Origin of the sequence: Streptomyces sp. NPDC001890, assembly GCF_042891445.1 — a bacterium.
Classification (GTDB): domain Bacteria; phylum Actinomycetota; class Actinomycetes; order Streptomycetales; family Streptomycetaceae; genus Streptomyces.
Genome location: NZ_JBIATE010000003.1, coordinates 236,404 through 263,019 on the forward strand (window position 1 = coordinate 236,404; position 26,616 = coordinate 263,019).

Below are 26,616 nucleotides of genomic sequence, written 5' to 3' on the forward strand. Positions count from 1 at the left end.
AGGGCACCCGATGTGATGGGCATCACTTCTTGCTGTCGATGACCGCCTTCATCACGTCCCGTGCGATCGGGGCGGCCAGGCCGCCACCGGAGATGTCGTCGCGGTTGGCCTGGCTGTCCTCGACGACCACGGCGACGGCGACCGGGGAGCCGCTGTCGGTCTTGGCGTACGAGATGAACCAGGCGTACGGGTTCTCGCTGTTGTTCAGGCCGTGCTGGGCGGTACCGGTCTTGCCGCCGACAGTGACGCCATCGATGAGGGCGTTGGTTCCCGTGCCGTTCTTGACGACGGTCTCCATCATCTGCTGGAGCTTCTGAGCGTTCTCCCCCGAGAGGGGCTGGCTGAACTGCTCCTTCTCGTGGGTGTAGATCGTGTCCAGGTTGGGGGCCTGGCGCTCGGCGACCATGTACGGCTGCATCAGCTTGCCGTCGTTGGCCACGGCCGCGGCGACCATCGCCATCTGGAGCGGGGTCGCGCGGTTGGACGCCTGGCCGATGCCGGCCATGGCGTTCTGCGGACGGTTGTCCTTGGGGTAGACGCTGGCGTCGGCGCGAACCGGGGTGAAGATCTCCTTGTTGAAGCCGAATTTGCCGGCCTCGTCGATCATCTTCTGGTTGCCGAGGTCGTCGCTGATCTTGCCGAAGACGGTGTTGCAGGACCACCGCAGCGCTTCCCGGAGCGTGGCGTTCTCGCAGGGGATGTTGCCCTCGTTCGCCAGGTTGCCGGTGGTCAGCGGGAGCCGCCAGGGCAGCGGGGACTTGGTGGGCTCGTCGATGTCGGTGTACAGCCCGTTCTCCAGGGCTGCGGCGGCGGTGACGACCTTGAAGGTCGAGCCGGGCGGGTAGGTCTCGCGCAATGCCCGGTTGAGCATCGGCTTGTCCTTGTCCTTCAGGAGCTGCTGCCGGGCCTTGCTGTCCTTGTCGGAGTTGCCCGCGAAGACCGACGGGTCGTACGACGGGGTGCTCACCAGGGCCAGGATGGCGCCGGTCTGCGGGTCGAGCGCGGCCACGGCGCCCTTCTTGCTGCCGAGCCCCTTGAACGCGGCCTTCTGCGCGGCGCCGTTCAGGGTGGTGACGACGTTGCCGCCCTGCTGCTTGTCGTTGGTGAACATCGACAGGGTGCGGTCGAAGAAGAGCTGGTCGTCGTTGCCCGTGAGGATGCCGTCCTCCAGGCTCTCCAGCTGCGAGGCGTCGAAGGCCTGCGAGGAGTACCCGGTGACCGGCGCCCACATGGGGCCGTTCTTCCAGACCCGCTTGTACTTGAAGTCGCTGCCCTTGGTCTCGACGGACCCGGTGACGGGGTTGCCGTCGACGATGATGTTGCCGCGCTCGTGGGCGTAGCGCTCGATGCGGACGCGACGGTTCTCGTCGCGGCTGTTCAGTTCGTCGGCGCGGACGTACTGGAGGTAGTTGGTCCGTACGAGCAGGGCGAGGATGAGGATGCCGCAGAAGATCGCGATCCGGCGCAGGGGCTTGTTCACGGTCGGACCACCTGGGTCATCTCGGCGTCGGGGGACGGCGCGGGCGCAGGTGCGGGGCGCCGGGCGGTGTCGCTGATCCGGATGAGGATGGCGATCAGTGCCCAGTTGGCCAGCACGGACGAACCGCCGTACGCGAGGAACGGCATGGTCATACCGCTGAGCGGGATGAGCCCCATGACACCGCCGGCGACCACGAAGATCTGGATCGCGAAGGCTCCGGACAGCCCGATGGCGAGCAGCTTGCCGAAGGGGTCACGGGCGGCGAGCGCGGTGCGGATGCCCCGCTCGACGATCAGGCCGTAGATCAGCAGGACAGCCATCATTCCGGCCAGGCCCAGCTCCTCGGCGACGGTGGAGAGGATGAAGTCGGCGTTGGCGGCGAACATGATCAGGTCCGAGTGGCCCTGGCCCAGTCCGGTGCCGAGCGTGCCACCGGAGCCGAAGGCCATCAGCGACTGGGCGATCTGGTCGCTCTGCGCCATCGTCGCCTTGGAGAACGGGTCGAGCCAGGCGTTCACACGCTGCTGCACGTGCGGTTCGAAGGAGGCCACACCCACCGCGCCTGCCGCGGACATCAGCAGACCGAAGACGATCCAGCTGGTCCGCTCGGTGGCGACGTACAGCATCACGACGAAGAGGCCGAAGAACAGCAGCGAGGTGCCGAGGTCGGTCTCGAAGACCAGGATCAGGATCGACAGGGCCCAGATGGTGATGATCGGTCCGAGGTCACGCCCGCGCGGCAGGTACATCCCCATGAACCGGCGGCTGGCCAGCGCCAGTGCGTCACGCTTCACCATGAGATAGCCGGAGAAGAACACCGCGATCAGGATCTTGGCGAACTCTCCCGGCTGGATCGTGAACGGGCCGAGGCTGATCCAGATCTTCGCGCCGTTCACCGCCGGGAAGAACATCGGCAGGATCAGCAGGACCAGCGCCACGGCCATCGAGATGTAGGTGTAGCGCTGGAGGATGCGGTGGTCCTTGAGGATCACCAGCACGGCGACGAAGAAGGCGACACCGATCGCCGAGTACAGCAGCTGTTTGGGGGCGTCGGGACTGTATTCCCCGTACGCGAGCTCCGCGCGCTGGATCAGTCGCTGTGACTGGTCCAGCCGCCAGATCAGAACCAGCCCCAGGCCGTTGAGCAGGGTGGCGAGCGGGAGCAGCAGCGGGTCCGCGTACGGCGCGAACTTGCGCACCACGAGGTGGGCGACGCCGCCGAGCAGGATGAGTCCCCCGCCGTATCCGAACATGCCGGACGGGAGCTTGCCGTCGATGGCGAGCCCGACATTGGCGTAGGCGAATATCGAGATGACGATGGCGAAGCCCATCATCATCAGCTCGGTGTTGCGACGGCTCGGTGCGTCGATCGCGCCGATCGTGGTCGTGTTGGTGACAACGCTCATGGTGCTGAAGGCCCCCTACGGCTTACTGCTTACCGCACTGCGGGACCAGCTTTTTCTCTTCCTCCGAGAGGCTGGGACCAGGAGTGGGAGTTTGGGTCGGCTTGGTCTTGGCGGCATCGGACGTCTTGGCGCCACTGGATGTCTTGGCGGCGTCCGTACCCGGTGCCTGGGCCTCGTCGGCGCTGGCCTTCTCGGCGGCACGTCGTTCGGCGTTCTTCTTGCAGGCGGAGGCCTGGACGGAGAGTTCCTCGATCTTCGCGCGGGCGGCGTCGAGGTCGCCCTCGGGGATGGTCGCCTCGACCTTCTTGCGCTGGTAGACCGGGAGGTACTTGAGTTCGATCTCGGGGTGGTCCTTCTCGACCTTCGAGAGCGAGACCCAGGCCAGGTCCTGGTTGATGCCGCGGAACAGCGTGACGTGTTCGTTCTTCGCGCCGATGTAGAACTGGTTCTGGGTCCAGCGGTAGCCGCCGTAGAGGCCGCCGCCGACGACGGCGAGCGCCAGCACGGTGTACAGGGACCTCTTCAGCCACTTGCGGCCGCCGCCGGGCTTCACGAAGTCGTCGTCGGTGTACGCGTCGAAGGAGCCGTCGGGCATCCCGCCGTAGCCGCCGACGGCGTCGCCGCTTCCGGGCGGGCCGAAGCCGCCCGCGGGCGGCGGTACGGGGCGGCCGAGGCCGGCCGCCCGTCCGGCGGGGGTCTGCATGGCGGCCGTGCTCTCGGCGTCGCTCATCTGCGCCGCCTGGTTCTCGGCGACCGCGCCGACGATGACCGGGGTGTCGTTGAACTGTGCGGCCAGGGTGTCGTTGCTGTCGACGTCGAGGACGTCGGCGACGATGCAGGTGATGTTGTCGGGGCCGCCGCCGCGCAGAGCGAGCTGGATCAGCTCCTGGATGGTCTCCTGCGGGCCCTGGTAGCTGGCGAGCGTCTCTTCCATCGTCTGGTGCGAGACGACGCCGGACAGGCCGTCGGAACAGATCAGGTAGCGGTCGCCTACCCGGACCTCACGGATGGAGAGATCGGGTTCGACGTGGTCGCCACTGCCCAGCGCCCGCATCAGCAGGGCGCGCTGAGGGTGGGTGGTCGCCTCTTCCTCGGTGATCCGGCCCTCGTCGACGAGCCGCTGAACCCAGGTGTGGTCCTGGGTGATCTGGGTGAGCACGCCGTCGCGCAGCAGGTACGCGCGGGAGTCGCCGACGTGGACGAGGCCGAGGCGCTGGCCGGTCCAGAGCAGGGCGGTGAGCGTGGTGCCCATGCCCTCCAGCTGGGGGTCCTCCTCGACCATCATGCGCAGTTGGTCGTTGGCCCGCTGGACCGCGGTACCGAGCGAGGTGAGGATGTCCGAGCCCGGGACGTCGTCGTCGAGCTGGACGAGCGTGGAGATCACCTCGGAGCTGGCGACCTCGCCGGCAGCCTGGCCACCCATGCCGTCGGCGATGGCGAGAAGGCGTGGTCCGGCGTAGCCGGAGTCCTCGTTGCCCTCCCGGATCATGCCCTTGTGCGATCCGGCGGCGAAGCGCAGGGAAAGACTCATGCGCACCTCGCCCGTCGGCTCGGGGTACAGCCGGTCTCGAGCCACACTGCCCACCCTCCGGTCGGGAGCCGGGCGGGGTCCGTTGCCCGGACTGCCGCGGCTCGCTCGCTCCGCTCGCTCATTGTCGTATTACTTCCGCAGCTCGATGACGGTCTTGCCGATCCGGATCGGCGCGCCCAGCGGAACGGGTGTCGGGGTGGTGAGTCGGGTCCGGTCGAGATACGTGCCGTTGGTGGACCCGAGATCCTCGACGATCCACTGGCCGTCACGGTCGGGGTAGATCCTGGCATGCCTGCTGGACGCGTAGTCGTCGTCCAGCACGATCGTTGAATCGTGCGCCCGGCCCAGGGTGATGGTCTGCCCCTGGAGCGCCACCGTGGTGCCGGTGAGGCTGCCCTCGGAGACGACCAGCTTTGTGGGTGCCCCCCGGCGCTGGCGGCCCGGCTGCTGGCGTTGCTGCGGCGGCGCCGCAGCGTTCTGGCGTGCCTGTGGAGGCCGTGCGTCGTTCGCAGTGCGGCGTGAGCCGCGCTGCGTGACGCGCGTTCCGAACAGGTCACTGCGAATGACCTGGACGGCCACGATCACGAACAGCCACAGAACAGCCAGGAAACCTAGCCGCATGACCGTCAGGGTCAGCTCTGACATTGCCCCCGCTTCACCCTTCGGCTTGCCGGTAAACGATGGTGGTGCTGCCCACGACGATCCGCGAGCCGTCGCGGAGCGTAGCGCGGGTGGTGTGCTGCCCGTCTACCACGATGCCGTTGGTAGATCCGAGATCCTGGATCGTCGAGGGCGTTCCGGTCCGGATCTCACAGTGCCGGCGCGATACGCCGGGGTCGTCGATCCGCACGTCGGCGTCGGTGCTGCGTCCCAGCACCAGCGTCGGGCGGGAGATCTGATGGCGGGTGCCGTTGATCTCGATCCAGCGTCGCACCTGCGCGTTCGGCAGGGGGCTGGGCCCGGCCGGCGGGTGCCGGTCGGTGCTGGGGGCGCCGGCCCGGCCGGCGCCCGGCGGCGGGGCCGCGGGCATGGGCGGGGCGGAGCTGGGCGGGTATCCGTAGCCGCCGGTGGGCTGCGCGGACCGGCCCGGACCCGGGTAGGGAGGCTGGCCCTGCGGTCCCTGGCGGCCGTGGGGGTCCTGCTGTGACGAACTCGACGCCAGGGTGCGGCTGCGTACCCGGTAGAGCCCGGTGTCGAGGTCGTCGGCCTTCTCCAGATGGACCTTGATGGGGCCCATGAAGGTGTACCGCTGCTGCTTGGCGTAGTCGCGGACCAGCCCGGAGAGTTCGTCGCCCAGCTGGCCGGAGTACGGGCTGAGCCGCTCGTAGTCAGGGGTGCTGAGCTCGACGATGAAGTCGTTGGGGACGACGGTCCGCTCGCGGTTCCAGATCGTCGCGTTGTTGTCGCACTCGCGTTGGAGGGCTCCCGCGATCTCGACCGGCTGGACCTCGGACTTGAAGACCTTGGCGAAGGTGCCGTTGACCAGACCTTCGAGACGCTGCTCGAAACGCTTCATGACTCCCATGGGGCACCTCCTCCGTCGTAGTCGTCCCTGTACTGCTTACTGATCGTATCCACGCGTCGGGAAATCGGCTGGTTCCCCTTGTCTGCCCTGTGGATGAGTGTCACCTCTCACACGGATCGTAGAGGCGGCCTCCTCACAGTGTCCCGCACCCGGGGTGCACAAAGGAGGAGTGGGGGCGGCTGCTCGGCGTTCCTGGTTCCCTCCAGTCGACCGGTGAAACAACGGATGTGAATCCACCCTGTCCAGCGTGCTAATCTTCCGGATGTCGCCAGGCGATCGCACCAAACGGTGAGAGAGTCTGGAAACACCACTCTTGCGCGAGTGGCGGAACGGCAGACGCGCTGGCTTCAGGTGCCAGTGTCCTTAGGGACGTGGGGGTTCAAATCCCCCCTCGCGCACAAGAGAGAAGCCCCACAGGCCAACGGTCTGTGGGGCTTCTTCGTTCCCGGGATTCGGTTCGGGGTTTGGTTCGAGTCCGGTCCGGATCTGACTCGGGGTCCGGTCCGGTCCGGATCTGGCTCGGGGTCTGGTTCGGGTTTCATCGGGCTCCGGTTCGAGGGCGGGCGCGCGTTTTTTTGCCGTTCGTTTCCGTCTCGCATTCTGGTTTCACGTGAAACGTCTGGTTTGAGGCACTCTGCGGTCCGATCGGGCTGACGGGTCAGACTCGCGGTGTCTGCGGTGTCTGCAGCGTCTGCGGGGTGGGTGCGGGGGCGTTGCTGACCGAGTTGTAGCGCAGCAGGTACTCCGCAAATCGGGCGAGATCTTCCTCCGTCCAGTCCGCGAGGCGCTCCTGGTAGGCCGTGCGGCGGCTGGCCTGGGTGGAGGCGAGGGCCTGGGTTCCGGCCGCGGTGGGGTGCAGCACCTGGATTCGGTGGTCGTCGCGGTCCGGGTGGCGCTCGACCAGTCCCAGTTTTTCCAGGGTGGCGATCTGTCGGCTGACCGTCGATTTGTCCAGCATGTAGTGCGCGGCCAGATCTGTCGCACGGCAGCCGTGCCGGTCTTCGATGTGCGCCAGCAGCGTGTACGAGACCAGGGGGAGCTCCGGGTGGAGGCGGGCCGCTGCGGCTCGCGCGCGGCGCGCGAAGGCGGTCAGTTCCCGCTGGATGACGTCCAGCGACTCCTCGCGTTCTTCGGGGGTGCCTGGCACTGTTCCGCCTTCCGTCTCGTCGTTTCCGGATTTCAGTTGTATAGTACAACGAGTTAGGAGTTGTAAAAGCCAACCATTGGAGTGTTCCGCATGTCCTCAGGCCCGAGTGCCGCCACCGGCTCGACCGCCGCAGCTCTCCGCCATGTGCTGGGCCATTTCGTCACACCGCTGCTGATGTGCATCGGTATGGGGCTTGCCTATCTCGGGGCCTTCCACGCCCCGGAGCCGCACGATCTCCGGGTGGATGTGGTCGGTTCCGGGCCGAGCGCGCAGGTGCTCGCGCAGACGCTGCAGGACAAGAGCGACGGGGCGCTGAGCGTGCGTACGGTTCCTGACCGTGCCGCGGCGGTGGACCACCTGAAGACGCAGGCGAGTTACGGCGCCTACCTGCCGGGGAAGCACCCCGAGCTGCTCGTGGCGAGTGCGTCCTCGGACACCAGCGCCACGGTGGTCGAGAAGGTGTTCACCGAGGTGGCCGCCGGACAGGGGGACCCGCTGAAGGTGACGGACACGGCACCGACCGCGGACGGCGATCCGACCGGCCAGGGCATCTTCTTCCTGTTGGTCGCGGTGAGCATCGGTTCGTACGCATCGGTCGCCGTCATCGGCGGTGCGGGCGCCGTGCTGGCGCTGCGGATCAGGGCCGCGCTGGCTGTTGCCGCGTCGCTGGTGGTGAGCGTGATCGGCGTGGTGTTCGCGGGGCCGCTGTTCGGCCTCGTGGACCACGGGCTCGGTGGTCTGTGGGCGATGGCCTGGCTGTACTCCGCGGGCATCCTGCTGATCGGCGTCGGACTGCACACCTTCCTCAAGCGCTGGACGACGCTCGGTCTGATGGTGCTGTTCGTGATGCTCAACTTCACCAGCTCCGGCGGTATCTTCCGGCCCGAACTCCAGCCCGGCTTCTTCGCCTCGCTGCACTCCTTCTGGAACGGTGCGGGCTTCGTCGAGGGCGTACGCAGCCATGTGTACTTCGGCGGGCACGCGCTCGGCGGGCATGTGCTGGTGCTCGCGCTCTGGTTCGTGGTGGGCCTGGCGCTGATGGGTCTGGCGGGCCTGGCCGAGTCGAAGCGGCGGAAGGCCGCGGTGGAGGCGGCAGCGGCCGGCACCGGAGCTGGTGCCGGTGCCATCGCCGGCTCCGTCGAGGCGGGTGGCGCGCACGGGCCCAAGCACGCCGCCGGGACCCGGACCGAGGCGGGCGACGCGGAGGAGATCGAGGAAGAGATGGAAGAGACCGTCGGCGTCTGACCAGGACGGATCGTTGTCCACAGGCCGCAAGGCGGGTTTTCCACAGGGGCAGACGGCTTTCGGTCGACGGCGGTACCTTCGTCGCAGTTGATCTGCTGATCTGCGACAGGGCGTCGGGCCACAAGCGCAGGGCGAGAGCGGGGGAGGCTGCGCGCCATGGATGACATCGAAGCGACAGTGCCGGTTCAGCGGGCTGCGACAGGTGATCCGCGGATTCCGGTCGTGCCCGGATTCGCGCGACGGGCGTCCGCGTCGGGCGGGGGCGCGGCCCAGTCGCCGAGGGCGGCGGGCAAGGCGCTGCGGGAGCGGGTGCCGAGGGCCTCCCACTCGCTCCTGGACCTTCCGGCCGGGCGGCCCGACGCGGTGCGGGCGGTCGAGGAGTCGAGCCGGGGCAGAGTGCCCGCGCTCGCTCCGATACGGGTGGGGCGGATGGCGGCCACCCCCTTTGCCTTTCTGCGCGGTTCGGCCGGGTTGATGGCTCATGACCTGGTGGGCACACCGGTCAGCGGGGTGGGCGCCCAGCTCTGCGGCGATGCGCACGCGGCCAATTTCGGGCTGTACGGCGATGCGAGGGGCAGCCTGGTCATCGATCTCAACGACTTCGACGAGACCGTGTACGGCCCGTGGGAGTGGGACCTCAAGCGTCTGGCCACCTCGCTGGTGCTCGCGGGGCGCGAGGCCGGGGCGGACGAGGACACCTGCCGGCAGGGCGCGCACGACACGGTGGGGGCGTATCGGCGGACGATGCGGCTGCTGGCCAAGTTGCCCGCGCTCGACGCCTGGAACGCCATCGCGGACGAGGAGCTGGTCTCGCACACGGACGCGCGGGATCTTCTCGGAACCCTGGAGCGGGTCTCGGAGAAGGCCCGTAACAACACCAGCGCCCGGTTCGCGGCCAAGTCCACCGAGGATTCCGGGGACGGCGGACGCCGCTTCGTCGATGCGCCGCCGGTGCTGCGGCGGGTGCCGGACGAGGAGGCCGCGGCGGTCGCGGCGGGGCTCGGTGACTACCTGGGCACGCTCTCGGAGGACCGGGTTCCGCTTCTGGCCCGGTACGCGATCCATGACGTGGCGTTCCGGGTGGTCGGGACCGGGAGCGTCGGCACCCGGTCGTACGTGGTGCTCCTGCTCGATCACCGCGGCGAGCCCCTGGTGCTGCAGGTGAAGGAGGCGCGGCCCTCCGTGCTGGCGCCGTACCTGCCGGCGGTCGGCTTCGACGTGCCGGAGGTGGCGCACGAGGGGCACAGGGTGGTGCTCGGGCAGAAGCGGATGCAGGTCGTCAGCGACATCCTGCTGGGCTGGGCGACGGTGGACGGGCGCGCGTTCCAGGTGCGGCAGTTCAGGAACCGCAAGGGCAGCGTGGATCCGGCGGCGCTGGCGGCCGATCAGGTCGACGACTACGGCCGGATGACCGGTGCGCTGTTGGCGCGGGCCCATGCGCACAGCGCGGATCCGCGGCTGATCGCGGGCTACTGCGGCAAGAACGAGGAACTGGACGAGGCGGTGGCGGCGTTCGCGGTGACCTACGCGGACCGTACGGAGGCGGACCACGCGGAGTTGGTGCGGGCCGTCGGGTCGGGGCGGATAGCCGCCGAACTGGGCGTCTGAGGGGCTTCGGGCCGACCGCGCGTCCTCTGGAGGTGAGCGGTGGCCATACGCTGGACGGGTGACCCACGAAGCCGCCGGGGTGCCGACCACCCGGAACGACGATGACCGGCAGGACAACGACCGGCAGGACAACGACCGGCAGGACAACGACCGGCAGGACAACGACCGGCAGGACAACGACCGGCGGCGCGAGCAGCATGCCCGGAACGAGCCACTTGAGCCGCAGGGCCGGGGCGAGCCGGTTGAGCAGCACGGCCGGTCGGCCGGCGCCGGTCCGGAGACCGGTGCCGACGGCGGTTCCGGCGCCGCTGCGGGAAGCGCCGGTGTCGACGGTGGCGGGACGGATGGTCGTGCCGAGGGGGAGCGGCCCGAGGCCCGGCTCGCGAGGGCGGTCCGGGTGGCCGAGCAGGCGCTGATCGAGTTCGAGATCGCGGTGGAGACCTTCCGGGTCGAGGTCGAGAACTTCTCCCGGCTGCATCATCAGAAGCTCGGGCCCATGTACACCCGCCTCGACGAGCTCGATGCGCAGATCGCGGAGGCCCGGGCCGCCAGGACGGGCGACCCGGAGGACATCCGCAAGGCGCAGGAGGCACGGGCGGTCGTCATGCCGATGCCGGGTGTCGACGAGCTGTTCCATGACTGGATCGACTCCGACGGGCTGTCCCCCGAGGCCGCGGCGATGCTGACCGAGCAGCCGGTCCGGCCGCCCAAGCGGGTCCGGCCGACGGAGGAGGCGCGCAAGCTCTACCGCGACCTGGCACGCCAGGCCCACCCGGACCTGGCGCAGGACGAGACGGAGCGGGCCCGCCGGGACGAGTTCATCGCCCGCGTGAACGCCGCATACGGGCGAGGGGACGAGGAACTCCTGAGGGAGCTGGCGCAGGAATGGGCGGCAGGTCCGGTGGCCCCGGAGGCGGAGCTCAGCGAGAGCGAGGAGCTCTACGCCCGGCTGAACTGGCTGACTCAGCGCAAGGAGCTCCTGACGGTGCTCGCCCAGGAGCTTGAGGAGGGGGCGATCGGGTCCATGCTGCGGATGGCGCCGGACGATCCGGACCGGCTGCTCGACGAGATCGCCGAGCAGCTGCTGGGCGAGGTCGCGCAGCGCGAGGCGGAACTGGCGGGCTTGGTGCAGTAGCGTTCCAGGTGACTCTGGCGCGTATGTACGAGAGAAGGCATGACCCATGAATTTCGCCCCGCTGCCCTCGGTGGACGTCGCGGCGGTTCCGTCGGACGGCTTCGTGCTGGACGTCCGGGAGGACAACGAGTGGGCGGCCGGGCATGTCGAGGGCGCCCTGCACATCCCCATGAGTGACTTCGTGGCCCGCTTCGGGGAGCTGACCGAGGCCGCCGAGGACGGTCGGCGCGTGCACGTCATGTGCCGGGTCGGTGGCCGGTCGGCCCAGGTCACCCAGTACCTGGTGCAGCAGGGCATCGACGCCGTGAACGTCGACGGCGGGATGCTCGCCTGGGACGGCGCCGGACGTCCGATGGTCACGGACAGCGGCACCCCGGCCTTCGTGCTCTGAGCCGGGGCGGCGTTCCGGGCCGGAGCGTGGTTCCGGGCCCGGAGCCGTTCCGGGCCGGGGCCGTTCTGAGCCGGAGATTTTGGGCCGGAGAGTTTTTGGGCCGGGGAGCCTCGGGTGGAACGGCTCCCCCGGCCGGGGTGGCTCGGTTGTCGGTTGTCGGTTGTCGGCTGCCGGCTGTCGGCGGGATGTCGGTCGGCCTGATCGCCGTTCGGTCGGTGTCAGCCGAGGAGGTGCGCGGCCAGCAGGCTGCCCAGCGCCTCCTCGTGTGCCGCCGCCGGGCCGAGGGACAGCTCGATCTGCTTGGCCCAGGCGTGAAAGCGGTGCAGCGGGTAGTCCGTGTCCGCACCGAAACCGCCGTGCAGATGCTGCGCCGTCTGCACGACGCGGCGTACGCCGTCAGACGCCCAGATTTTCGCCACGGCGATGTCGCCCTCGGCGGGAAGCGCCCCGTTAGCCCCGGTGGAGATCCGCCAGGCCGCCTGCCAGAGCGTCACTTCCATGGCCCGCAGGTCGATGTACCGGTCCGCAGCCTGTACGGCGACGGACTGGAACGTCGCCACCGGGAAGCCGAACTGCTCGCGCTTTCCGGTGTATTGGCTCGTCATGGCGAGCACGGCCTCACCCAGGCCCAGCGCCATCGCGCACGTTCCGGTGGTCAGGAGGGCGCGCAGCCACTCCCAGGCCCCGGCGCCGTCGATCAGCGCGCGGTCGTCGATCCGTACCGACTCCAGCTGGACCTCGGCGAACCGTTCACCGTTGGTGGAGACCTGCTCGGCCAGGGTGACACCGTCCTGGGCGGGCTGGATCAGGGCGACGACCGCCCGGCCCTCGTCCGTGCGGGCCGGGATCGCGATCCAGTCCGCTGCCTGCGCCCACGGTACCGCCGACTGCATCCCGTCGAGCACCCAGCCGACTTTCGCCTTCCGGCGGGCCTTCACGGCGAGTTCGGCCGGATCGTGCCCGGAGCGGCCGTTGGCCCCGGCGGTGAGGACCAGTTCGCCCCGGCCGACCCGAGGCAGCAACTCGCCGGCCAGCCCCGGGTCCCCGTACCGCTGGAGCGTCATTGCGACCGCGCAGGTTTCCAGCAGCGGCACTCTCGCGAGCACCTTGGCGGACTCGCGCAACACCAGGCAGAGCGCGACGAGATCGAGCCCGGCCCCGCCGTGCTCCGGCAGAAGCGTCAGGCTCAGCAGGTCGCTCGACGCGAGCCCGGCCCACAGCGGGCGGTCGATGTCCTCGGCCACCGCGCCCGGCACGAGAGCGGGGCTGGGAACCCCGTCCGGTGCGACTCCCGAGAAGACCGCTCGCGCTGCCTCCGCGGCCGCCTGCTGTTCCTCGGTGAAGGTGAAGTCCACTGTCCTGGCCTCCCGTTGACCGATGACCACCCGAATCTGACGGGTCGTCAAGATAGAACAGGTTCTACGAGAAGGGAACAGGAGGAGCGACGACGGGGTTGCTCGGGGTCGCTCAGCGGTCGAAGTCGAGCTCCACCTCCGGTGTGACCGGATGCGACTGGCAAGCCAGCACATAGCCCGCACCCGTCTCCTCGGGCTCCAGCGCGAAGTTGCGGTCCATCCGCACCTCGCCCGAGACCAGGAATGCCCGGCAGGTCCCGCACACCCCGCCCTTGCAGGCGTACGGTGCGTCGGCACGGCTGCGCAGCACCGTTTCCAGCAGCGACTCGCCCTCTTCCACGGGCCAGGTGCCGGAGCGGCCGTCCAGGGTCGCGGTGAGACGGCTGTGAGCGGGCGACTCGATCCGGGGGCGGGCGGCTGCGCTCGGGCCCTCGTCCACATGGAAGATCTCCTGGTGGATGCGGGTCCGGTCGACGCCCAGGCCGCGCAGTGCCCGGTCCGCGGCCAGGACCAGCCCGAACGGCCCGCAGAGGTACCAGCCATCCACCTCGGCCATCGGGAGCAGTGCGGGCAGCAGCTCGGTGAGACGGTCCTGGTCCAGCCGGCCGGAGGGAAGGCCGGCCTGCTGCTCCTCCCGGGAGAGCACCGTGACCAGCTGGAACCGGTCCGGGTAGCGGTCCTTGAGGTCGGCGACCTCGTCCAGGAACATCGTCGAGAGTGCTGTCCGGTCACTGCGGATCAGGCAGAAATGTGCGTCGGGCTCCCGTGCCAGCAGCGTGGCCGCGATCGACAGCACCGGTGTGATTCCGCTGCCCCCGACGATCGCCGCGAAGTGTCCGGCGCGGGGCGCCAGCACGAAGCGGCCCATCGGGGACATTGCCTCGACCACGTCACCGACGGCGAGTTCCTTCAGGGCGTACGTGGAGAACGCACCACCGTCGACGAGCCGGATGCCCACCCGCAGCACGGGGTCGTGCGGCGCCTCGACGGCCGGGGAGCAGATCGAGTACGAGCGGCGGATCTCCTCGCCGTCGACCGTGTACCGCACGTTGAGATGCTGGCCGGGCTTGTGGCGGAAGGTCTCGCGCAACTCGGGCGGCACGGCGAGGGTGACGGCCACCGAATCGTCCGTGAGCCGTTCGATGGCGCGGACCCGGAGCGGATGGAACATCTACAACTCCTTGAAGTGGTCGAACGGTTCGCGGCACGTCACGCAACGGCGCAGCGCCTTGCACGCGGTCGAGGAGAACCGGCTCAGCAGCTCCGTATCGGTCGAGCCGCAGTGCGGGCAGCGCACCGACAGCGTGAGCGGGACCGGGCCGCCCGCGGGGGCCGTGGCATCGTGCGGGCGCGGGGGCGCTATGCCGAACTCCGCCAGCTTGCGTCGCCCTTCCGCACTGATGTCGTCCGTGGACCAGGCCGGGGAGAGCACGGTGACCACGGAGACCTCCGGTATGCCGTGGTCGTGCAGAACCCGCTCGATGTCCGCGGACATGGCCTCGATCGCGGGGCAGCCCGTGTAGGTCGGGGTGAGACGCACGGTGACCTTGCCGGGGGCGAGGACGTCCACGCCCCGGAGCACCCCCAGCTCGTCCAGGGTGAGCACGGGCAGCTCGGGGTCGGGCACGGAGCCTGCGAGGCGGTGCAGCTCCTCCTCCAGACGTGTCTCGGTCACCATGACGCCCCCGGGTGGCTGCGATGCAGGTGCTGCATCTCGGCGATCATGCGGCCGAAGGGTTCCGTGTGGATGCCCTGGCGCCCCGCGCCCGCCGTCCACGCCCCGGACTGCGGACCGGCCGGCAGCGTCAGAGTGGCCTGGTCCAGCACCGCGGAGACGGACTCCAGCCAGCCGCCGCGCAGCGACTGCCAGTCGATCTCCACGCCTTCGACGGGCTCGAACAACTCGCCGGTGAACCGCCAGAGGGTATCCACCGCGCGCTGCATCCGGTCATGGCTCTCGTCCGTGCCGTCGCCGAGCCGCAGCGTCCAGTGCTCCGCGTGGTCCTGGTGGTACGCGACCTCCTTGACGGCCTTCGCCGCCAGACCGGCGAAGGCGCTCCCACCCGATGCCAGCTGCTCGTACAGCAGCCGTTGGTAGGTGGAGAAGTAGAGCTGACGGGCGATGGTGTGCGCGAAGTCGCCGTTCGGCTGCTCGACCAGCTGGACGTTGCGGAAGGCGCGCTCCTCGCGCAGGTACGCCAGCTCGTCCTCGTCGCCGGCCATGGTGAGGAGCACCCGGGCCTGGCCCAGCAGGTCCAGGGCGATGTTGGCCAGGGCCACTTCTTCTTCCAGTACGGGCGCATGGCCCGCCCACTCCCCCAGCCGGTGCGAGAGCACCAGCGCGTCGTCGCCCAGGGCGAGGGCCGCGGTCACAGGTGCTTCACCCCTTCCGGGATCTCGTAGAACGTCGGATGCCGGTACGGCTTGTCAGCGGCCGGCTCGAAGAAGGAGTCCTTCTCGTCCGGGGACGAGGCCGTGACCTGTGCGGACGGGACCACCCAGATCGAGACGCCCTCGGAGCGGCGGGTGTACAGATCGCGCGCGTTGCGCAGGGCCATCTCCGCGTCCGGTGCGTGCAGGCTGCCCGCGTGGGTGTGGGAAAGGCCGCGGCGGGAACGCACGAACACCTCCCACAGTGGCCATTCGGTCGAGCTGCTCATGCTGTCGCCTCCCCGTTCCTCGCTGCCGTGTACGTCGCCGTGTGCGTCGCCGTGTGCGTCGCTGTGTGTGTCGCGACGTGTGTCGCTGTGTGCTTCTCGGCGTAGGCAACCGCCGCGTCCCGGACCCAGGCGCCCTCCTCGTGCGCCCGGCGGCGCTGGGTGAGGCGCTGCTCGTTGCACGGGCCGTTGCCCTTGAGGACCTCCTGGAACTCCTTCCAGTCGATCGCCCCGAAGTCGTGCTGTCCGCGCTCCTCGTTCCACCGGAGGTCCGGGTCCGGGAGGGTGAGCCCCAGCGCCTCGGCCTGCGGGACACAGATGTCCACGAAGCGCTGCCGCAGCTCGTCGTTGGAGTGGCGCTTGATCTTCCAGGCCATCGACTGCGCCGAGTGGGCCGAGGCGTCGTCCGGTGGGCCGAACATCATCAGGGACGGCCACCACCAGCGGTTCACCGCGTCCTGCGCCATCTCGTGCTGGGCCGGGGTGCCGCCGCTGAGGGTGAGCAGCAGCTCGTACCCCTGGCGCTGGTGGAAGGACTCCTCCTTGCAGATACGGACCATCGCCCTGGCGTACGGGCCGTAGGAGCAGCGGCACAGAGGCACCTGGTTGGTGATCGCGGCGCCGTCCACGAGCCAGCCGATCGCGCCGACGTCCGCCCAGGTCAGCGTCGGGTAGTTGAAGATCGATGAATACCTCTGGCGGCCGGCGTGGAGCTTGTCGAGCAGCTCCTCGCGGCCGGTGCCGAGGGTCTCCGCCGCGCTGTACAGATAGAGGCCGTGGCCTGCCTCGTCCTGCACCTTGGCCATGAGGATCGCCTTGCGACGCAGCGAGGGCGCGCGCGAGATCCAGTTGGCCTCCGGCTGCATGCCGATGATTTCGGAGTGGGCATGCTGGGCCATTTGCCTGACCAGCGAGGCACGGTACGCATCGGGCATCCAGTCGCGTGGCTCGATGCGCTCGTCCGCCGCCACCGCGGCGTCGAATGCCGCCCCCAGGGCCTCGTCCGCCCCTTCGGGCCTGTCCGCTCCCGCCTGCGCTGTCTGGTCCGCAGTCACTGCCGCCATCCCGGACTCCCTACCGACCGATCGTTCGGTTCAATGTCTTCAATGGTGAGTCGGTGGCCCGTAGGGTGTCAACCCTGTGGATAACTGACCGGGGATCGACGGGGATCGGGGCGGGATGGATTCGTACGACGACAGGGGCTCCGAGAGCGGGAACTGGGGCGCCGAGGGTGGGAACGGGAGGGCCGAGCCGGGGCCGGATCAGCGGGAGGACGAGCCTTCCGATGCTGGCCGCGCCCTTGAACCAGCTCCTCGTGAGGGGATGGCCGCGCTCTCTCTTCCGTACCAGATCGTTGCCGCGATAGCACTGTCGGTCATCGGCCTGGTCGCCTGTGGACAACTGGTCATGGTGTTTCTGCACGTCGCACCCTCCAACACCCTGACCAAGCAGCACGGCGAAGCGGTCGACGAGTGGGTCTATCCCGAGTTCGAGCAGAACTGGAAGCTTTTCGCCCCGAATCCGCTCCAGCAGAACATCGCCGTTCACGTACGAGCCGAAATAGCCGGCCCCGACGGGCGCCGCACCACACCCTGGATGAGCCTTTCCGGCGAGGACGGCAAGGCGATACGCGGCAATCTGCTCCCCAGCCATGTCCAGCAGAACGAACTCCGCCGCGGCTGGGACTTCTACCTCAGCTCCCACGACAACCAGAACCGTGCCAACGGCCTTCGCGGTCAGCTCTCCGAGCGCTACATCCGCCGCATCGTGATGCTGCGCCTCGGCGAACACGACTACGGCGGCACCGTCGAGCGCATCCAGGTCCGTTCCGAGGTGCGGTCCGTCGCAGCGCCCGCGTGGAGCGAGGAGAAGATCAGCACGCGGCCGTCCTACCGGGTACTGCCCTGGTGGACGGTAACGCCCGAGGATCTTCCCAAGGGCGCCGAGGGGGCGGACAAGTGAGTACGGTCATCGCCGACCGCAAGGTCGATCACAAGCTCGCCCGTGGCATCCAGCGCATCACCTCCACGGCCCTCGGCCAATATCAGAGTGCCGTCATCCGGATCGGTTTCTCGGCCACCTATCTGTTCTTCCTGCTGCGCGAGCTGCCGCACCGTCACGAGATGTACGGCCCCGACGCCCCCTGGCGCTGGGACATGGCGCAGCAGCTCATATCCAACAACCAGTCGTTCACCGTGCTCATGTGGTCGGACAGCACCGTCTGGTTCGAGGTCGTGTACGCGGTCGCGCTGATCTCCGCGGCGCTGCTGATGGTCGGCTGGCACACCCGGGCCACTTCGGTCCTCTTCATGGCCGGGGTGCTCTCCCTGCAGAACCGCAGCATCTTCATGGGCGACGGCGGCGACAACGTCATCCACCTCATGGCGATCTATCTGGTGCTCACGCGCTGCGGGCGGGTCTGGTCGCTGGACGCCCGGCGGGCGGCGCGGCAGGCGCGCGCGGAAGCGGAGGGGGCGCGGAGCCCGGTGCTCGGCAATGTGGCCGGTCCGGTGCTCTGGGTGGTGCTCGGCCTCGTGCTGATCGTGGCCAGTGTGACGGACGGGCTCGGCGGCACCTGGTGGCTGCCGACTCTGCTCTGGTTCCTGTGGGTCGGTGAAGGCGCCTGGTGGGCCGCGAACCGTTACGCACCGCGAAGCCAGTCGCGCACGCTGCTCGACGTCTTCGCCAATCTCGCCCACAACGCGACCCTCGTCGTGATCATGGCCGAGGTCTGTCTGATCTACGCCACCGCGGGGTGGTACAAGATCCAGGGCTCGCGGTGGCAGGACGGCACGGCGCTGTACTACCCGCTCAAGCTCGACTACTTCACGCCCTGGCCCGGCCTGTCCGACATCCTCGCCTCCAACAGTGTGATGGTGATGGTGCTCACCTACGGCACGGTCATCGTCCAGGTCGCGTTTCCCTTCACCCTCTTCAACCGGCGGGTCAAGAACGTCCTGCTCGTCGCCATGATGCTGGAGCACGCCGGCATCGCCCTGCTGCTCGGGCTGCCCTTCTTCTCCATGGCGATGATCGCCGCCGACTCCGTCTTCCTGCCGACCGTCTTCCTGGTCTGGCTCGGCGGCCGGGTGTCGCTCGCCCGCGAGCGGCTGTTCCCGGTCAGGGCCGAGGTGCCCCGTCAGCGGCGTGGCGACGACGACGAGGAGGCCCCGCAGCACAGCGGCGACGGGGGCCATACGCTCGTCGGGTGAGTAGTGAGAGCGGCAGTACCGGCAGCGCAGGCACCAGCGGCGGGAAATCGTCGACCGAGGAGGCCGCCGGGCCCGATGCGTCCGTCGTGTCCGCGGCCCCGGCGCAGCCCGGTGCGTCCGCGGAACCGATGCAGTACGACGACGGGTTCGGGACGGAGATCGGCGTCGGACCGCACCCGCTGCCCTGGCCCGTGGACGAGCGGTACGACCCCGAGCTGCTCGCCCACGGCGACCGGCGCAATGTGGGCGACGGCTACCGGTACTGGACCCGGGAGGCGATCGTCGCCGATCTGGACCTGCGGCGGCACGACTTCCACGTCGCGGTCGAGAACTGGGGCCATGACTTCAATATCGGTTCGGTGGTGCGCACCGCGAACGCCTTTCTCGCCAAGGAGATCCATATCGTGGGGCGGCGGCGCTGGAACCGGCGCGGTGCGATGGTCACCGACCGGTACCAGCATGTGCGGCACCACCCCGACACGGAGTCGCTGACCGCGTGGGCGCGGGCCGAGGGCCTGCCGATCATCGGGATCGACAACCTGCCGGGGGCGGTGCCGCTGGAGCGGACCGAGTTGCCCCGGCGCTGCGTACTGCTCTTCGGGCAGGAAGGGCCCGGACTCACCGAGGAGGCCCGTGAGCACGCGGCGATGGTGTGCTCCATCGCGCAGTTCGGGTCGACGCGGTCGATCAACGCGGGGGCCGCGGCCGCCATCGCCATGCATGCCTGGGTGCAGCGTTACGCGGAGATCCCGGAGCCGGGACAGCACAGCTAGGGCCGTGGGCCTGAGGGGCCGGGAGCCTGGGAGCCCGGGGCCGGTCCGCCGGATCGCGGTCGGTCCGGGCCTCGCGCTCCGGGCCTCCGGCCCCTGCTCCCCGGGGCCGGAAGGGCTGAGGGGGAGCAGGGGCGGCGGAGGGTGTGGTCAGGCCTGGCGGCGGACCTCCACCATGCGGAAGCGGTTGGAGACGAAGGCTCCGTCGCACAGCGCCGCGTTCGCTGCGGGGTTGCCGCCCGAGCCGTGGAAGTCGGAGAAGGCCGCGGTCTGGTTGACGTACACCCCGCCGGTCAGGTTCAGCGACAGCTGGGCCGACTCGTCCAGGCAGACATCTTCCACCGCCCGCTCCACCTCCGGTGAGGTGGTGTACGCGCCGACCGTCATCGCGCCCTTGTCGCGGACCGTGCGGCGGAGCAGCTCCACGGCGTCGGCCGTCGAGTCGACCGCCACCGCGAAGGCGACCGGGCCGAAGCACTCCGACAGGTAGTGCTGCTCGTCGTCCGGCTTGGTGGCGTCCAGCTTGACGACGACGGGGGTGCGGACCACTGCGTCGGGGAAATCCGGGTTGGCCACCTCGCGGGAGGGCAGGGCGACTTCGCCGAGATCCGCGGCCGCCTCCAGGCGGGCCTTCACATCGGGGTTGACCAGGGCGCCGAGCAGGGCGTTCGCCCGGGCGTCGTCGCCCAGCAGGCCGGTGACCGCGGCGGCGATGTCGGCGACCAATTCGTCGTACGTTTTGTCGCCGGCGTCGGTGGTGATGCCGTCCCGGGGGATCAGCAGGTTCTGCGGGGTCGTGCACATCTGGCCGCTGTAGAGGGAGAGCGAGAACGCCAGGTTGGACAGCATGCCGCGGTAGTCGTCCGTGGAGTCGAGGACGATCGTGTTGACCCCGGCCTTCTCCGTGTACACCTGGGCCTGGCGGGCGTTGGTCTCCAGCCAGTCGCCGAAGGCGGTCGACCCGGTGTAGTCGATGATCTTGATCTCGGGGCGGAGAGCCAGGGTCTTCGCGATGCCTTCGCCCGGCCTTTCGGCGGCCAGGGCGACCAGGTCGGGATCGAAACCCGCCTCGGCGAGCACCTCGCGGGCCAGCTGCACCGTGAGCGCGAGCGGCAGCACGGCGCGGGGGTGCGGCTTGACCAGGACGGGATTGCCGGTGGCCAGGGAGGCGAAGAGGCCGGGATAGCCGTTCCACGTGGGGAAGGTGTTGCAGCCGATCAGCAGCGAGATGCCGCGCGGTGCCGCGGTGAACGACTTCTGCAGCTGGAGCGGGTCGCGCTTACCCTGCGGCTTGGACCAGTCGGCGCTCGCGGGGGTGCGGATCTGCTCCTCGTACGCGTACGCCACGGCTTCCAGGCCGCGGTCCTGGGCGTGCGGGCCGCCCGCCTGGAACGCCATCATGAAGGCCTGGCCACTGGTGTGCATCACGGCGTGGGCGAACTCGTGGGTCCTGGCGCTGATCCGGGCGAGGATCTCCAGACAGACCAGGGCCCTGGTCTCGGGACCGGCCGCACGCCAGGCGGGCATGGCGGCACGCATCGCCGGAAGCAGGACGTCCAGGTCGGCGTGCGGGTATTCGACGCCGAGCTCCGGACCGTACGGAGAGGTCTCTTTGCCCGTCCAGCCGTCGGTGCCGGGCTGGCCGAGGTCGAGCCGGGTGTTCAGCACGGCGTCGAAGGCGGCCTTGCCCTCGGCGGCGCTCAGGCTGCCGGGGGCGCCGCCCTCGCCGTATGCCTTCGGATGCTCGGGATGCGGGGACCAGTAGGCGCGCGTACGGATCGCGTCGAGGGCCTGGTCGAGCGTGGGGCGGTGCTTCTCGGAGAGCAGGTGCGGGGAGAGCTCGGCGGCCATGACGGACCAACTCCTCATCGAGCTGGGCAGGGACGGGCGGACAGAGTTAGAGTAACCGAACGATCGGTCGGGACAAGGGGGCCCGCCAAACCTGTGGACAACTCGTAGGGGAGGATCGCGGACATGACCACGGCCAAGCGGGACACGTACACCCCGGAGACTCTGCTCACCGTTGCCGTCCGTGTCTTCAACGAGCGCGGCTACGACGGCACGTCCATGGAGCACCTCTCCAAGGCGGCAGGCATCTCCAAGTCCTCCATCTACCACCACGTCGCGGGCAAGGAGGAACTCCTGCGCCGCGCGGTCAGCCGTGCGCTGGACGGGCTCTTCGGAATTCTCGACGAGCCGGGAGCGACGCAGGGGCGTGCGATCGAGCGGGTCGAATACGTCACCCGCCGCACCGTCGATGTGCTGATAGCCGAACTGCCCTACGTCACGCTGCTGCTGCGGGTGCGGGGCAACACGAAGACGGAGCGCTGGGCCATGGAGCGGCGGCGCGAGTTCGACCAGCGGGTGACCGATCTGCTCAGGGCCGCGGTCGCGGAGGGTGACCTCCGCTCCGACGTGGACATACGACTGGTGACCCGGCTGCTCTTCGGAATGGTCAACTCCCTGGTGGAGTGGTATCGGCCGCTGCCCGACGGCGGGGCCGACGGGGAGCGGCTGGCGGACACACTCGTCCGGGTGGCCTTCGAGGGGATGCGGTCCAGCCGTTGAGCCGTTGAGCCGTTGAGTCGTTGAGTCGTTGAGTCGTCGGGTTGTTGAGTGGTTGAACCGTTGACGGCTGCGGCGCGTCCGGCAGGTTCTCGGTCAGGTGAGCTCGGGGGGCCTGTCCGTGCCCGGGGTCAGGTCCGTCTCCTCGAACACCAGGAGCGTGCGGGTGGAGAGCACCTCCGGGATGGCCTGGATCTTTGTCAGGACCAGTTCGCGCAACGACCTGTTGTCCTGGGTGTGCACCAGCAGCAGGACATCGAAGTCGCCGCTGACCAGTGCGATATGAGTCGCCCCCGGCAGTGCCTGGAGCTCCTCGCGCACCGTGCGCCAGGAATTCTGGACGATCTTGAGAGTGATGTACGCGGAGGCGCCCTGCCCCGCCCGCTCGTGGTCCACACGTGCGGTGAAGCCGCGGATCACGCCGTCGTCGATGAGCCGGCTGATCCGGGCGTAGGCGTTGGCCCGGGACACGTGGACGCGATCGGCCACCGACCGTATCGAGGCGCGGCCGTCCGTCTGGAGCAGTCGCAGGATGCCGCGGTCGATGGCATCGAGCGGCCGCGCGGGCGGAACCTGACCGGCGCCCTCGCCCCCGTCGGCCATTTGTTCAGCTGACATGTGCCCCCGCCTCTCCGTCCTGGACGACCTGTCTCTATCCCAGGCTGTGGAGAACCGTTTGTCCACAGGCTGAAGGTGCCTGTAGCCAAAATGCGCTCGCGACCGAACAATCGGTAGGTGAGGCACCCCACATCCGTGCCTCGGACAGCGCTCGACATTTCGATGCATTTCGACACCCCCTCGGCATCGGACGATTCCCTGATGCCGACAGACGCCGCTCGAAAACCCTCGATGCCAGGAGGTGCTTGTCATGACGGTCCAAGAGCTGCCCGGCGCGGCTGCTTACCGGCCCACGCCGCCCCCGGCCTGGAAGCCGCTCACCGATCCCGCGCCGCTGCTCCCGGACCCCGAGCCGTATCGCGTGCTCGGTACGGATGCCGTGGCCGATGCCGACCCCGAACTGCTGCTGCGGCTCTACGCGGAGCTGGTCCGAGGCCGCAGGTACAACGCGCAGGCCACCGCCCTCACCAAGCAGGGCCGGCTCGCCGTCTACCCGTCGAGCACGGGGCAGGAGGCCTGCGAGATAGCGGCCGCGCTGGTGCTGGAGGAGCGGGACTGGCTCTTTCCCAGCTATCGGGACACCCTTGCGGCGGTGGCCCGCGGCCTGGACCCGGTCGAGGCCCTGACGCTGCTGCGCGGTGACCGGCACACCGGTTACGACCCGCGTGAGCACCGCATCGCACCGCTCTGCACCCCCCTCGCCACCCAGTTGCCGCATGCCGTCGGGCTGGCGCACGCGGCGCGCCTCAAGGGCGACGACGTGGTGGCGCTCGCCATGGTCGGTGACGGCGGGACCAGTGAGGGCGATTTCCACGAGGCGCTGAATTTCGCGGCCGTCTGGCGAGCCCCGGTCGTCTTCCTCGTGCAGAACAACGGCTTCGCGATTTCCGTACCGCTGGCGAAGCAGACCGCGGCCCCGTCCCTGGCACACAAGGCCGTGGGGTACGGGATGCCGGGCCGGCTGGTGGACGGGAACGACGCGGCCGCCGTGCACCAGGTCCTCGGTGAGGCGGTGGCGCGGGCCCGGAGCGGCGGCGGGCCGACGCTCGTCGAGGCGGTGACGTACCGCATGGACGCCCATACGAACGCCGACGACGCCACCCGTTACCGCGTCGACAGCGAGGTGGAGGCCTGGCGTGCGCACGACCCGATCCAGCTTCTGGAGCGGGAACTGACCGGGCGAGGACTGCTCGGTGACGAGGGGATCGAGGAGGCGCGCGCGGCCGCGGAGCGGATGGCGGCCGCTCTGCGCGAGCGGATGAACGCCGATCCGGTGCTGGACCCGATGGATCTGTTCGCCCATGTCTACGCGGAACAGACTGCACAACTGCGCGAGCAGGCGGCCCGGCTGCGCGTCGAGCTGGAAGCCGAGCACGGCCAGGACGACATGGAGGAAGGACGATGACCACCGCAGCGGCGACGGCCGGAGAGCGGACGGCGAAGGCCAAGCCCGCCACGATGGCGCAGGCACTCGGGCGGGCACTGCGTGACGCGATGGCCCAGGACCCGGCCGTGCACGTACTCGGTGAGGACGTCGGCACGCTCGGCGGGGTCTTCCGGATCACCGACGGTCTGGCGAAGGAGTTCGGCGACGACCGTTGCACGGACACCCCGCTGGCCGAGGCGGGCATCCTCGGGGCGGCCGTGGGCATGGCGATGTACGGGCTGCGGCCGGTGGTGGAGATGCAGTTCGACGCCTTCGCCTATCCGGCGTTCGAGCAGCTCATCAGCCATGTCGCGAAGATGCGGAACCGAACGGCCGGGGCCATGCCGCTGCCGATCACGGTCCGGGTGCCGTACGGCGGCGGGATCGGCGGGGTCGAGCACCACAGCGACTCCTCGGAGGCGTACTACATGGCGACGCCCGGCCTCCAGGTCGTCACGCCCGCCACGGTCGAGGACGCGTACGGGCTGCTGAGGGCTTCGATCGCCTCGGACGATCCGGTGGTGTTCCTGGAGCCGAAGCGGCTCTACTGGTCGAAGGCGGACTGGTCGCCGGAGGCGCCGGTGGCGGTCGAGCCGATCGGCCGGGCCGTGGTCCGCAGACCGGGCCGCAGCGCGACGCTGATCACGTACGGACCGTCGTTGCCCGTCTGCATGGAGGCGGCGGAAGCGGCCGTCGAGGAGGGCTGGGACCTGGAGGTCGTGGACCTGCGCTCGCTCGTGCCGTTCGACGACGAGACCGTCGCCGCCTCGGTCCGGCGTACGGGGCGTGCGGTGGTCGTCCACGAGTCCTCCGGGTTCGGCGGGCCGGGCGGTGAGATAGCGGCCCGGGTGACGGAGCGCTGCTTCCACCACCTGGAGGCGCCGGTGCTGCGGGTCGCCGGGTTCGACATTCCGTATCCGCCGCCGATGCAGGAGAAGCACCATCTTCCGGGTGTGGACCGGGTGCTGGACGCGGTCGCCCGCTTGCAGTGGGAGGCGGAGAGCTGATGCCCCAGGTACTCGAATTCAAGCTGCCGGACCTCGGCGAGGGGCTCACCGAGGCGGAGATCGTGCGCTGGCTGGTGGAGGTCGGCGATGTCGTCGCCATCGACCAGCCGGTCGTCGAGGTCGAGACGGCCAAGGCGATGGTGGAGGTGCCGTGCCCGTACGGGGGCGTGGTGACCGCGCGGTTCGGCGAGGAGGGCTCGGAACTGCCGGTCGGGGCGCCGCTGTTGACGGTGGCGGTCTCGGTGGGGGGAGCGGACGCGGAGGGAGCGGGTCCCGGGGCCGGGGCTGGTTCCGGGGCTGGGGTTGGGACCGGTTCCGGGGCCGGTTCGGGCTCTGCGGATGGTTCCGGGGCCGAGGTGGAGTCGTCGGGCAATGTGCTGGTCGGGTACGGGACGGGCGCACCGGTGGCGCGCCGTCGTCGGGTCCGTCCCGCTGCCGTGGCCGCGGCTGTTCCGGCGCGGGTGCCAGTGGCTCCGGTGCCGGCCCCCGATCCCGTCCTGGGGTCGGTGCCGGGGTCAGGGTCGGGGCCGGGCCTGGGGCCGGTAGCGGTTGTCTCCCCGTTGGTACGGAAGCTGGCACGGCAGAATGATCTTGATCTGCGGCAGCTGGTGGGGTCCGGTCCGGACGGGCTGATCCTGCGCGCCGACGTCGAATCCGCGATCAGGGCTCTGGCGGAGGGGACGGCGGTCTCCCGGCCGGCCTCGGTGCCGGCGCCGGAGGTGGAGGTGGTGGCGGAGCCGGTCTCCGGTGCGGAGTCGGTTTCCGGTGAGGTGGCGGGCCCGGCCGCACAGCGGGTTCCGTTGCGCGGTGTACGGGGCGCGGTCGCCGACAAGTTGTCGCGCAGCCGGCGGGAGATACCCGACGCCACGTGCTGGGTCGATGCCGACGCCACCGAGCTGATGGCGGCCCGAGCCGCGATGAACAGCGCCGCCGGTCCGGCTGCCGGACCCAAGGTGTCGGTGCTGGCACTGCTGGCGCGGATCTGCACCGCGGCGCTGGCCCGGTTCCCCGAGCTCAATTCCACGGTGGACCTGGAAGCACGGGAGATCGTGCGCCTGCCGGAGGTCCATCTCGGGTTCGCGGCTCAGACCGAGCGGGGGCTGGTCGTCCCCGTGGTGCGGGATGCGCAGGCCAGGAACGCCGAGTCGATCGGGGCCGAGATCGCCCGGCTGACCGAGGCGGCGCGGGCCGGGCGACTGACCCCGGCCGAGCTGACCGGCGGCACGTTCACGCTGAACAACTACGGGGTGTTCGGAGTCGACGGATCGACCCCGATCATCAACCACCCCGAGGCGGCGATGCTGGGCGTCGGCCGGATAGTGCCCAAGCCCTGGGTGCATCAGGGCGAGCTGGCCGTACGACAGGTGGTCCAGCTCTCGCTGACCTTCGACCACCGGGTCTGCGACGGCGGCACGGCGGGCGGCTTCCTGCGCTACGTGGCCGACTGCGTGGAACAACCGGCGGTGCTGCTGCGCACGTTGTAGGCGAGGACAGCCGCGGGCTTCCGTTTCCTCCCCCTCGCTCGGTCCGGCTGATCG

Annotated in this window: 25 protein-coding genes and 1 tRNA gene; 12 read left to right on the forward strand and 14 right to left on the reverse strand. The window is 69.7% G+C overall.

All coding sequences use genetic code 11. The features are described from left to right. Positions 1-22: 22 nt before the first annotated feature. From ACFYY1_RS12380 to ACFYY1_RS12400, 5 genes are all read right to left on the reverse strand, one after another. Positions 23-1,480, reverse strand: a complete 1,458-nt coding sequence (locus tag ACFYY1_RS12380; RefSeq protein ID WP_388583789.1) for a penicillin-binding transpeptidase domain-containing protein — start codon at positions 1,478-1,480, stop codon at positions 23-25. Continuing rightward, a complete protein-coding gene (locus tag ACFYY1_RS12385; protein WP_388583791.1) occupies positions 1,477-2,886 on the reverse strand; it encodes an FtsW/RodA/SpoVE family cell cycle protein in 1,410 nt (469 codons plus the stop codon). The genes ACFYY1_RS12380 and ACFYY1_RS12385 overlap by 4 nt, the downstream gene beginning before the upstream one ends. 22 nt (positions 2,887-2,908) lie before the next feature. After that, on the reverse strand, positions 2,909-4,417 hold the full coding sequence (locus ACFYY1_RS12390) for a Stp1/IreP family PP2C-type Ser/Thr phosphatase (RefSeq protein ID WP_388583793.1): 1,509 nt from the start codon (positions 4,415-4,417) through the stop codon (positions 2,909-2,911). A 129-nt stretch (positions 4,418-4,546) separates the two neighbouring features. After that, a complete protein-coding gene (locus ACFYY1_RS12395) occupies positions 4,547-5,062 on the reverse strand; it encodes an FHA domain-containing protein (protein ID WP_072487556.1) in 516 nt (171 codons plus the stop codon). 10 nt (positions 5,063-5,072) lie between these two features. Next, positions 5,073-5,942 (reverse strand): FhaA domain-containing protein, encoded by an 870-nt coding sequence (locus tag ACFYY1_RS12400; protein WP_388583795.1) that lies wholly within the window; start codon positions 5,940-5,942, stop codon positions 5,073-5,075. A 315-nt stretch (positions 5,943-6,257) separates the two neighbouring features. Between ACFYY1_RS12400 and ACFYY1_RS12405 the strand changes: the two genes are divergently transcribed. Beyond that, a tRNA-Leu gene (locus tag ACFYY1_RS12405) sits at positions 6,258-6,340 on the forward strand. Positions 6,341-6,600: 260 nt separating this feature from the next. Here the strand turns inward: ACFYY1_RS12405 and ACFYY1_RS12410 are convergent. Continuing rightward, positions 6,601-7,089: a MarR family winged helix-turn-helix transcriptional regulator gene (locus ACFYY1_RS12410; RefSeq protein WP_388583797.1), complete on the reverse strand. Its 489-nt coding sequence runs from the start codon at positions 7,087-7,089 to the stop codon at positions 6,601-6,603. A gap of 90 nt (positions 7,090-7,179) precedes the next feature. Between ACFYY1_RS12410 and ACFYY1_RS12415 the strand changes: the two genes are divergently transcribed. The 4 genes from ACFYY1_RS12415 to ACFYY1_RS12430 all read left to right on the forward strand — a co-directional run bounded on the left by ACFYY1_RS12415 (position 7,180) and on the right by ACFYY1_RS12430 (position 11,468). Continuing rightward, a complete protein-coding gene (locus ACFYY1_RS12415; protein ID WP_388583800.1) occupies positions 7,180-8,334 on the forward strand; it encodes a hypothetical protein in 1,155 nt (384 codons plus the stop codon). 156 nt (positions 8,335-8,490) lie between these two features. Further along, positions 8,491-9,942, forward strand: a complete 1,452-nt coding sequence (locus ACFYY1_RS12420; protein ID WP_388583802.1) for a DUF2252 domain-containing protein — start codon at positions 8,491-8,493, stop codon at positions 9,940-9,942. A gap of 58 nt (positions 9,943-10,000) precedes the next feature. Further along, complete coding sequence (locus ACFYY1_RS12425) at positions 10,001-11,077, forward strand: J domain-containing protein (RefSeq protein ID WP_388583804.1); 1,077 nt, start codon at positions 10,001-10,003, stop codon at positions 11,075-11,077. A 46-nt stretch (positions 11,078-11,123) separates the two neighbouring features. Next, positions 11,124-11,468 carry a rhodanese-like domain-containing protein gene (locus tag ACFYY1_RS12430; protein WP_388583806.1) on the forward strand — a complete coding sequence of 115 codons (345 nt, stop codon included), beginning with the start codon at positions 11,124-11,126 and terminating at the stop codon, positions 11,466-11,468. Positions 11,469-11,686: 218 nt separating this feature from the next. Here ACFYY1_RS12430 and ACFYY1_RS12435 read toward each other — a convergent pair whose 3' ends face one another. From ACFYY1_RS12435 to paaA, 6 genes are all read right to left on the reverse strand, one after another. After that, positions 11,687-12,823: an acyl-CoA dehydrogenase family protein gene (locus ACFYY1_RS12435; protein ID WP_388584680.1), complete on the reverse strand. Its 1,137-nt coding sequence runs from the start codon at positions 12,821-12,823 to the stop codon at positions 11,687-11,689. Between the two features lie 112 nt (positions 12,824-12,935). Continuing rightward, positions 12,936-13,994 carry a 2Fe-2S iron-sulfur cluster-binding protein gene (locus ACFYY1_RS12440; RefSeq protein WP_388583807.1) on the reverse strand — a complete coding sequence of 353 codons (1,059 nt, stop codon included), beginning with the start codon at positions 13,992-13,994 and terminating at the stop codon, positions 12,936-12,938. Then, positions 13,995-14,501, reverse strand: coding sequence for a 1,2-phenylacetyl-CoA epoxidase subunit PaaD (paaD, locus tag ACFYY1_RS12445; RefSeq protein ID WP_388583810.1), 507 nt, complete (start codon positions 14,499-14,501; stop codon positions 13,995-13,997). It abuts the gene before it with no gap. Further along, the gene (paaC, locus tag ACFYY1_RS12450; protein WP_388583813.1) at positions 14,495-15,196 is read right to left on the reverse strand and encodes a 1,2-phenylacetyl-CoA epoxidase subunit PaaC; all 702 of its coding nucleotides are present in this window, start codon (positions 15,194-15,196) and stop codon (positions 14,495-14,497) included. The genes paaD and paaC overlap by 7 nt, the downstream gene beginning before the upstream one ends. Next, positions 15,193-15,483 (reverse strand): 1,2-phenylacetyl-CoA epoxidase subunit PaaB, encoded by a 291-nt coding sequence (gene paaB / locus ACFYY1_RS12455; RefSeq protein ID WP_266731391.1) that lies wholly within the window; start codon positions 15,481-15,483, stop codon positions 15,193-15,195. The genes paaC and paaB overlap by 4 nt, the downstream gene beginning before the upstream one ends. After that, positions 15,480-16,544: a 1,2-phenylacetyl-CoA epoxidase subunit PaaA gene (gene paaA / locus ACFYY1_RS12460; RefSeq protein ID WP_388583816.1), complete on the reverse strand. Its 1,065-nt coding sequence runs from the start codon at positions 16,542-16,544 to the stop codon at positions 15,480-15,482. The genes paaB and paaA overlap by 4 nt, the downstream gene beginning before the upstream one ends. 115 nt (positions 16,545-16,659) lie before the next feature. On the opposite strand from paaA, the gene ACFYY1_RS12465 reads away from it, so the two are divergent. The 3 genes from ACFYY1_RS12465 (at position 16,660) to ACFYY1_RS12475 (ending at position 19,465) form a co-directional block, all read left to right on the forward strand. After that, positions 16,660-17,442 (forward strand): DUF5819 family protein, encoded by a 783-nt coding sequence (locus tag ACFYY1_RS12465; protein ID WP_388583818.1) that lies wholly within the window; start codon positions 16,660-16,662, stop codon positions 17,440-17,442. Beyond that, on the forward strand, positions 17,439-18,692 hold the full coding sequence (locus ACFYY1_RS12470) for an HTTM domain-containing protein (protein WP_388583819.1): 1,254 nt from the start codon (positions 17,439-17,441) through the stop codon (positions 18,690-18,692). Before ACFYY1_RS12465 ends, ACFYY1_RS12470 begins: the two co-directional genes overlap by 4 nt. Positions 18,693-18,820: 128 nt before the next feature. Further along, positions 18,821-19,465, forward strand: a complete 645-nt coding sequence (locus ACFYY1_RS12475) for a TrmH family RNA methyltransferase (RefSeq protein ID WP_388584683.1) — start codon at positions 18,821-18,823, stop codon at positions 19,463-19,465. Between the two features lie 147 nt (positions 19,466-19,612). On the opposite strand, the gene paaN is transcribed toward ACFYY1_RS12475, so the two are convergent. Further along, complete coding sequence (gene paaN, locus ACFYY1_RS12480; protein ID WP_388583822.1) at positions 19,613-21,313, reverse strand: phenylacetic acid degradation protein PaaN; 1,701 nt, start codon at positions 21,311-21,313, stop codon at positions 19,613-19,615. A gap of 123 nt (positions 21,314-21,436) precedes the next feature. On the opposite strand from paaN, the gene ACFYY1_RS12485 reads away from it, so the two are divergent. Beyond that, a complete protein-coding gene (locus ACFYY1_RS12485) occupies positions 21,437-22,030 on the forward strand; it encodes a TetR/AcrR family transcriptional regulator (RefSeq protein WP_388583825.1) in 594 nt (197 codons plus the stop codon). Positions 22,031-22,123: 93 nt separating this feature from the next. Here the strand turns inward: ACFYY1_RS12485 and ACFYY1_RS12490 are convergent, their stop codons facing one another. Further along, positions 22,124-22,630: an Lrp/AsnC family transcriptional regulator gene (locus ACFYY1_RS12490; RefSeq protein WP_388584686.1), complete on the reverse strand. Its 507-nt coding sequence runs from the start codon at positions 22,628-22,630 to the stop codon at positions 22,124-22,126. A 265-nt stretch (positions 22,631-22,895) separates the two neighbouring features. Here ACFYY1_RS12490 and pdhA point away from each other — a divergent pair, with 265 nt between their 5' ends. Genes pdhA through ACFYY1_RS12505 form a run of 3 tightly spaced genes read left to right on the forward strand, consistent with a single transcriptional unit; the run spans position 22,896 to position 26,562 of the window. Then, positions 22,896-24,050 (forward strand): pyruvate dehydrogenase (acetyl-transferring) E1 component subunit alpha, encoded by a 1,155-nt coding sequence (pdhA, locus tag ACFYY1_RS12495; protein WP_388583828.1) that lies wholly within the window; start codon positions 22,896-22,898, stop codon positions 24,048-24,050. Continuing rightward, a complete protein-coding gene (locus ACFYY1_RS12500) occupies positions 24,047-25,078 on the forward strand; it encodes an alpha-ketoacid dehydrogenase subunit beta (protein WP_360930189.1) in 1,032 nt (343 codons plus the stop codon). Before pdhA ends, ACFYY1_RS12500 begins: the two co-directional genes overlap by 4 nt. Beyond that, positions 25,078-26,562, forward strand: coding sequence for a dihydrolipoamide acetyltransferase family protein (locus tag ACFYY1_RS12505; RefSeq protein ID WP_388583831.1), 1,485 nt, complete (start codon positions 25,078-25,080; stop codon positions 26,560-26,562). Before ACFYY1_RS12500 ends, ACFYY1_RS12505 begins: the two co-directional genes overlap by 1 nt. Positions 26,563-26,616 lie beyond the last annotated feature (54 nt).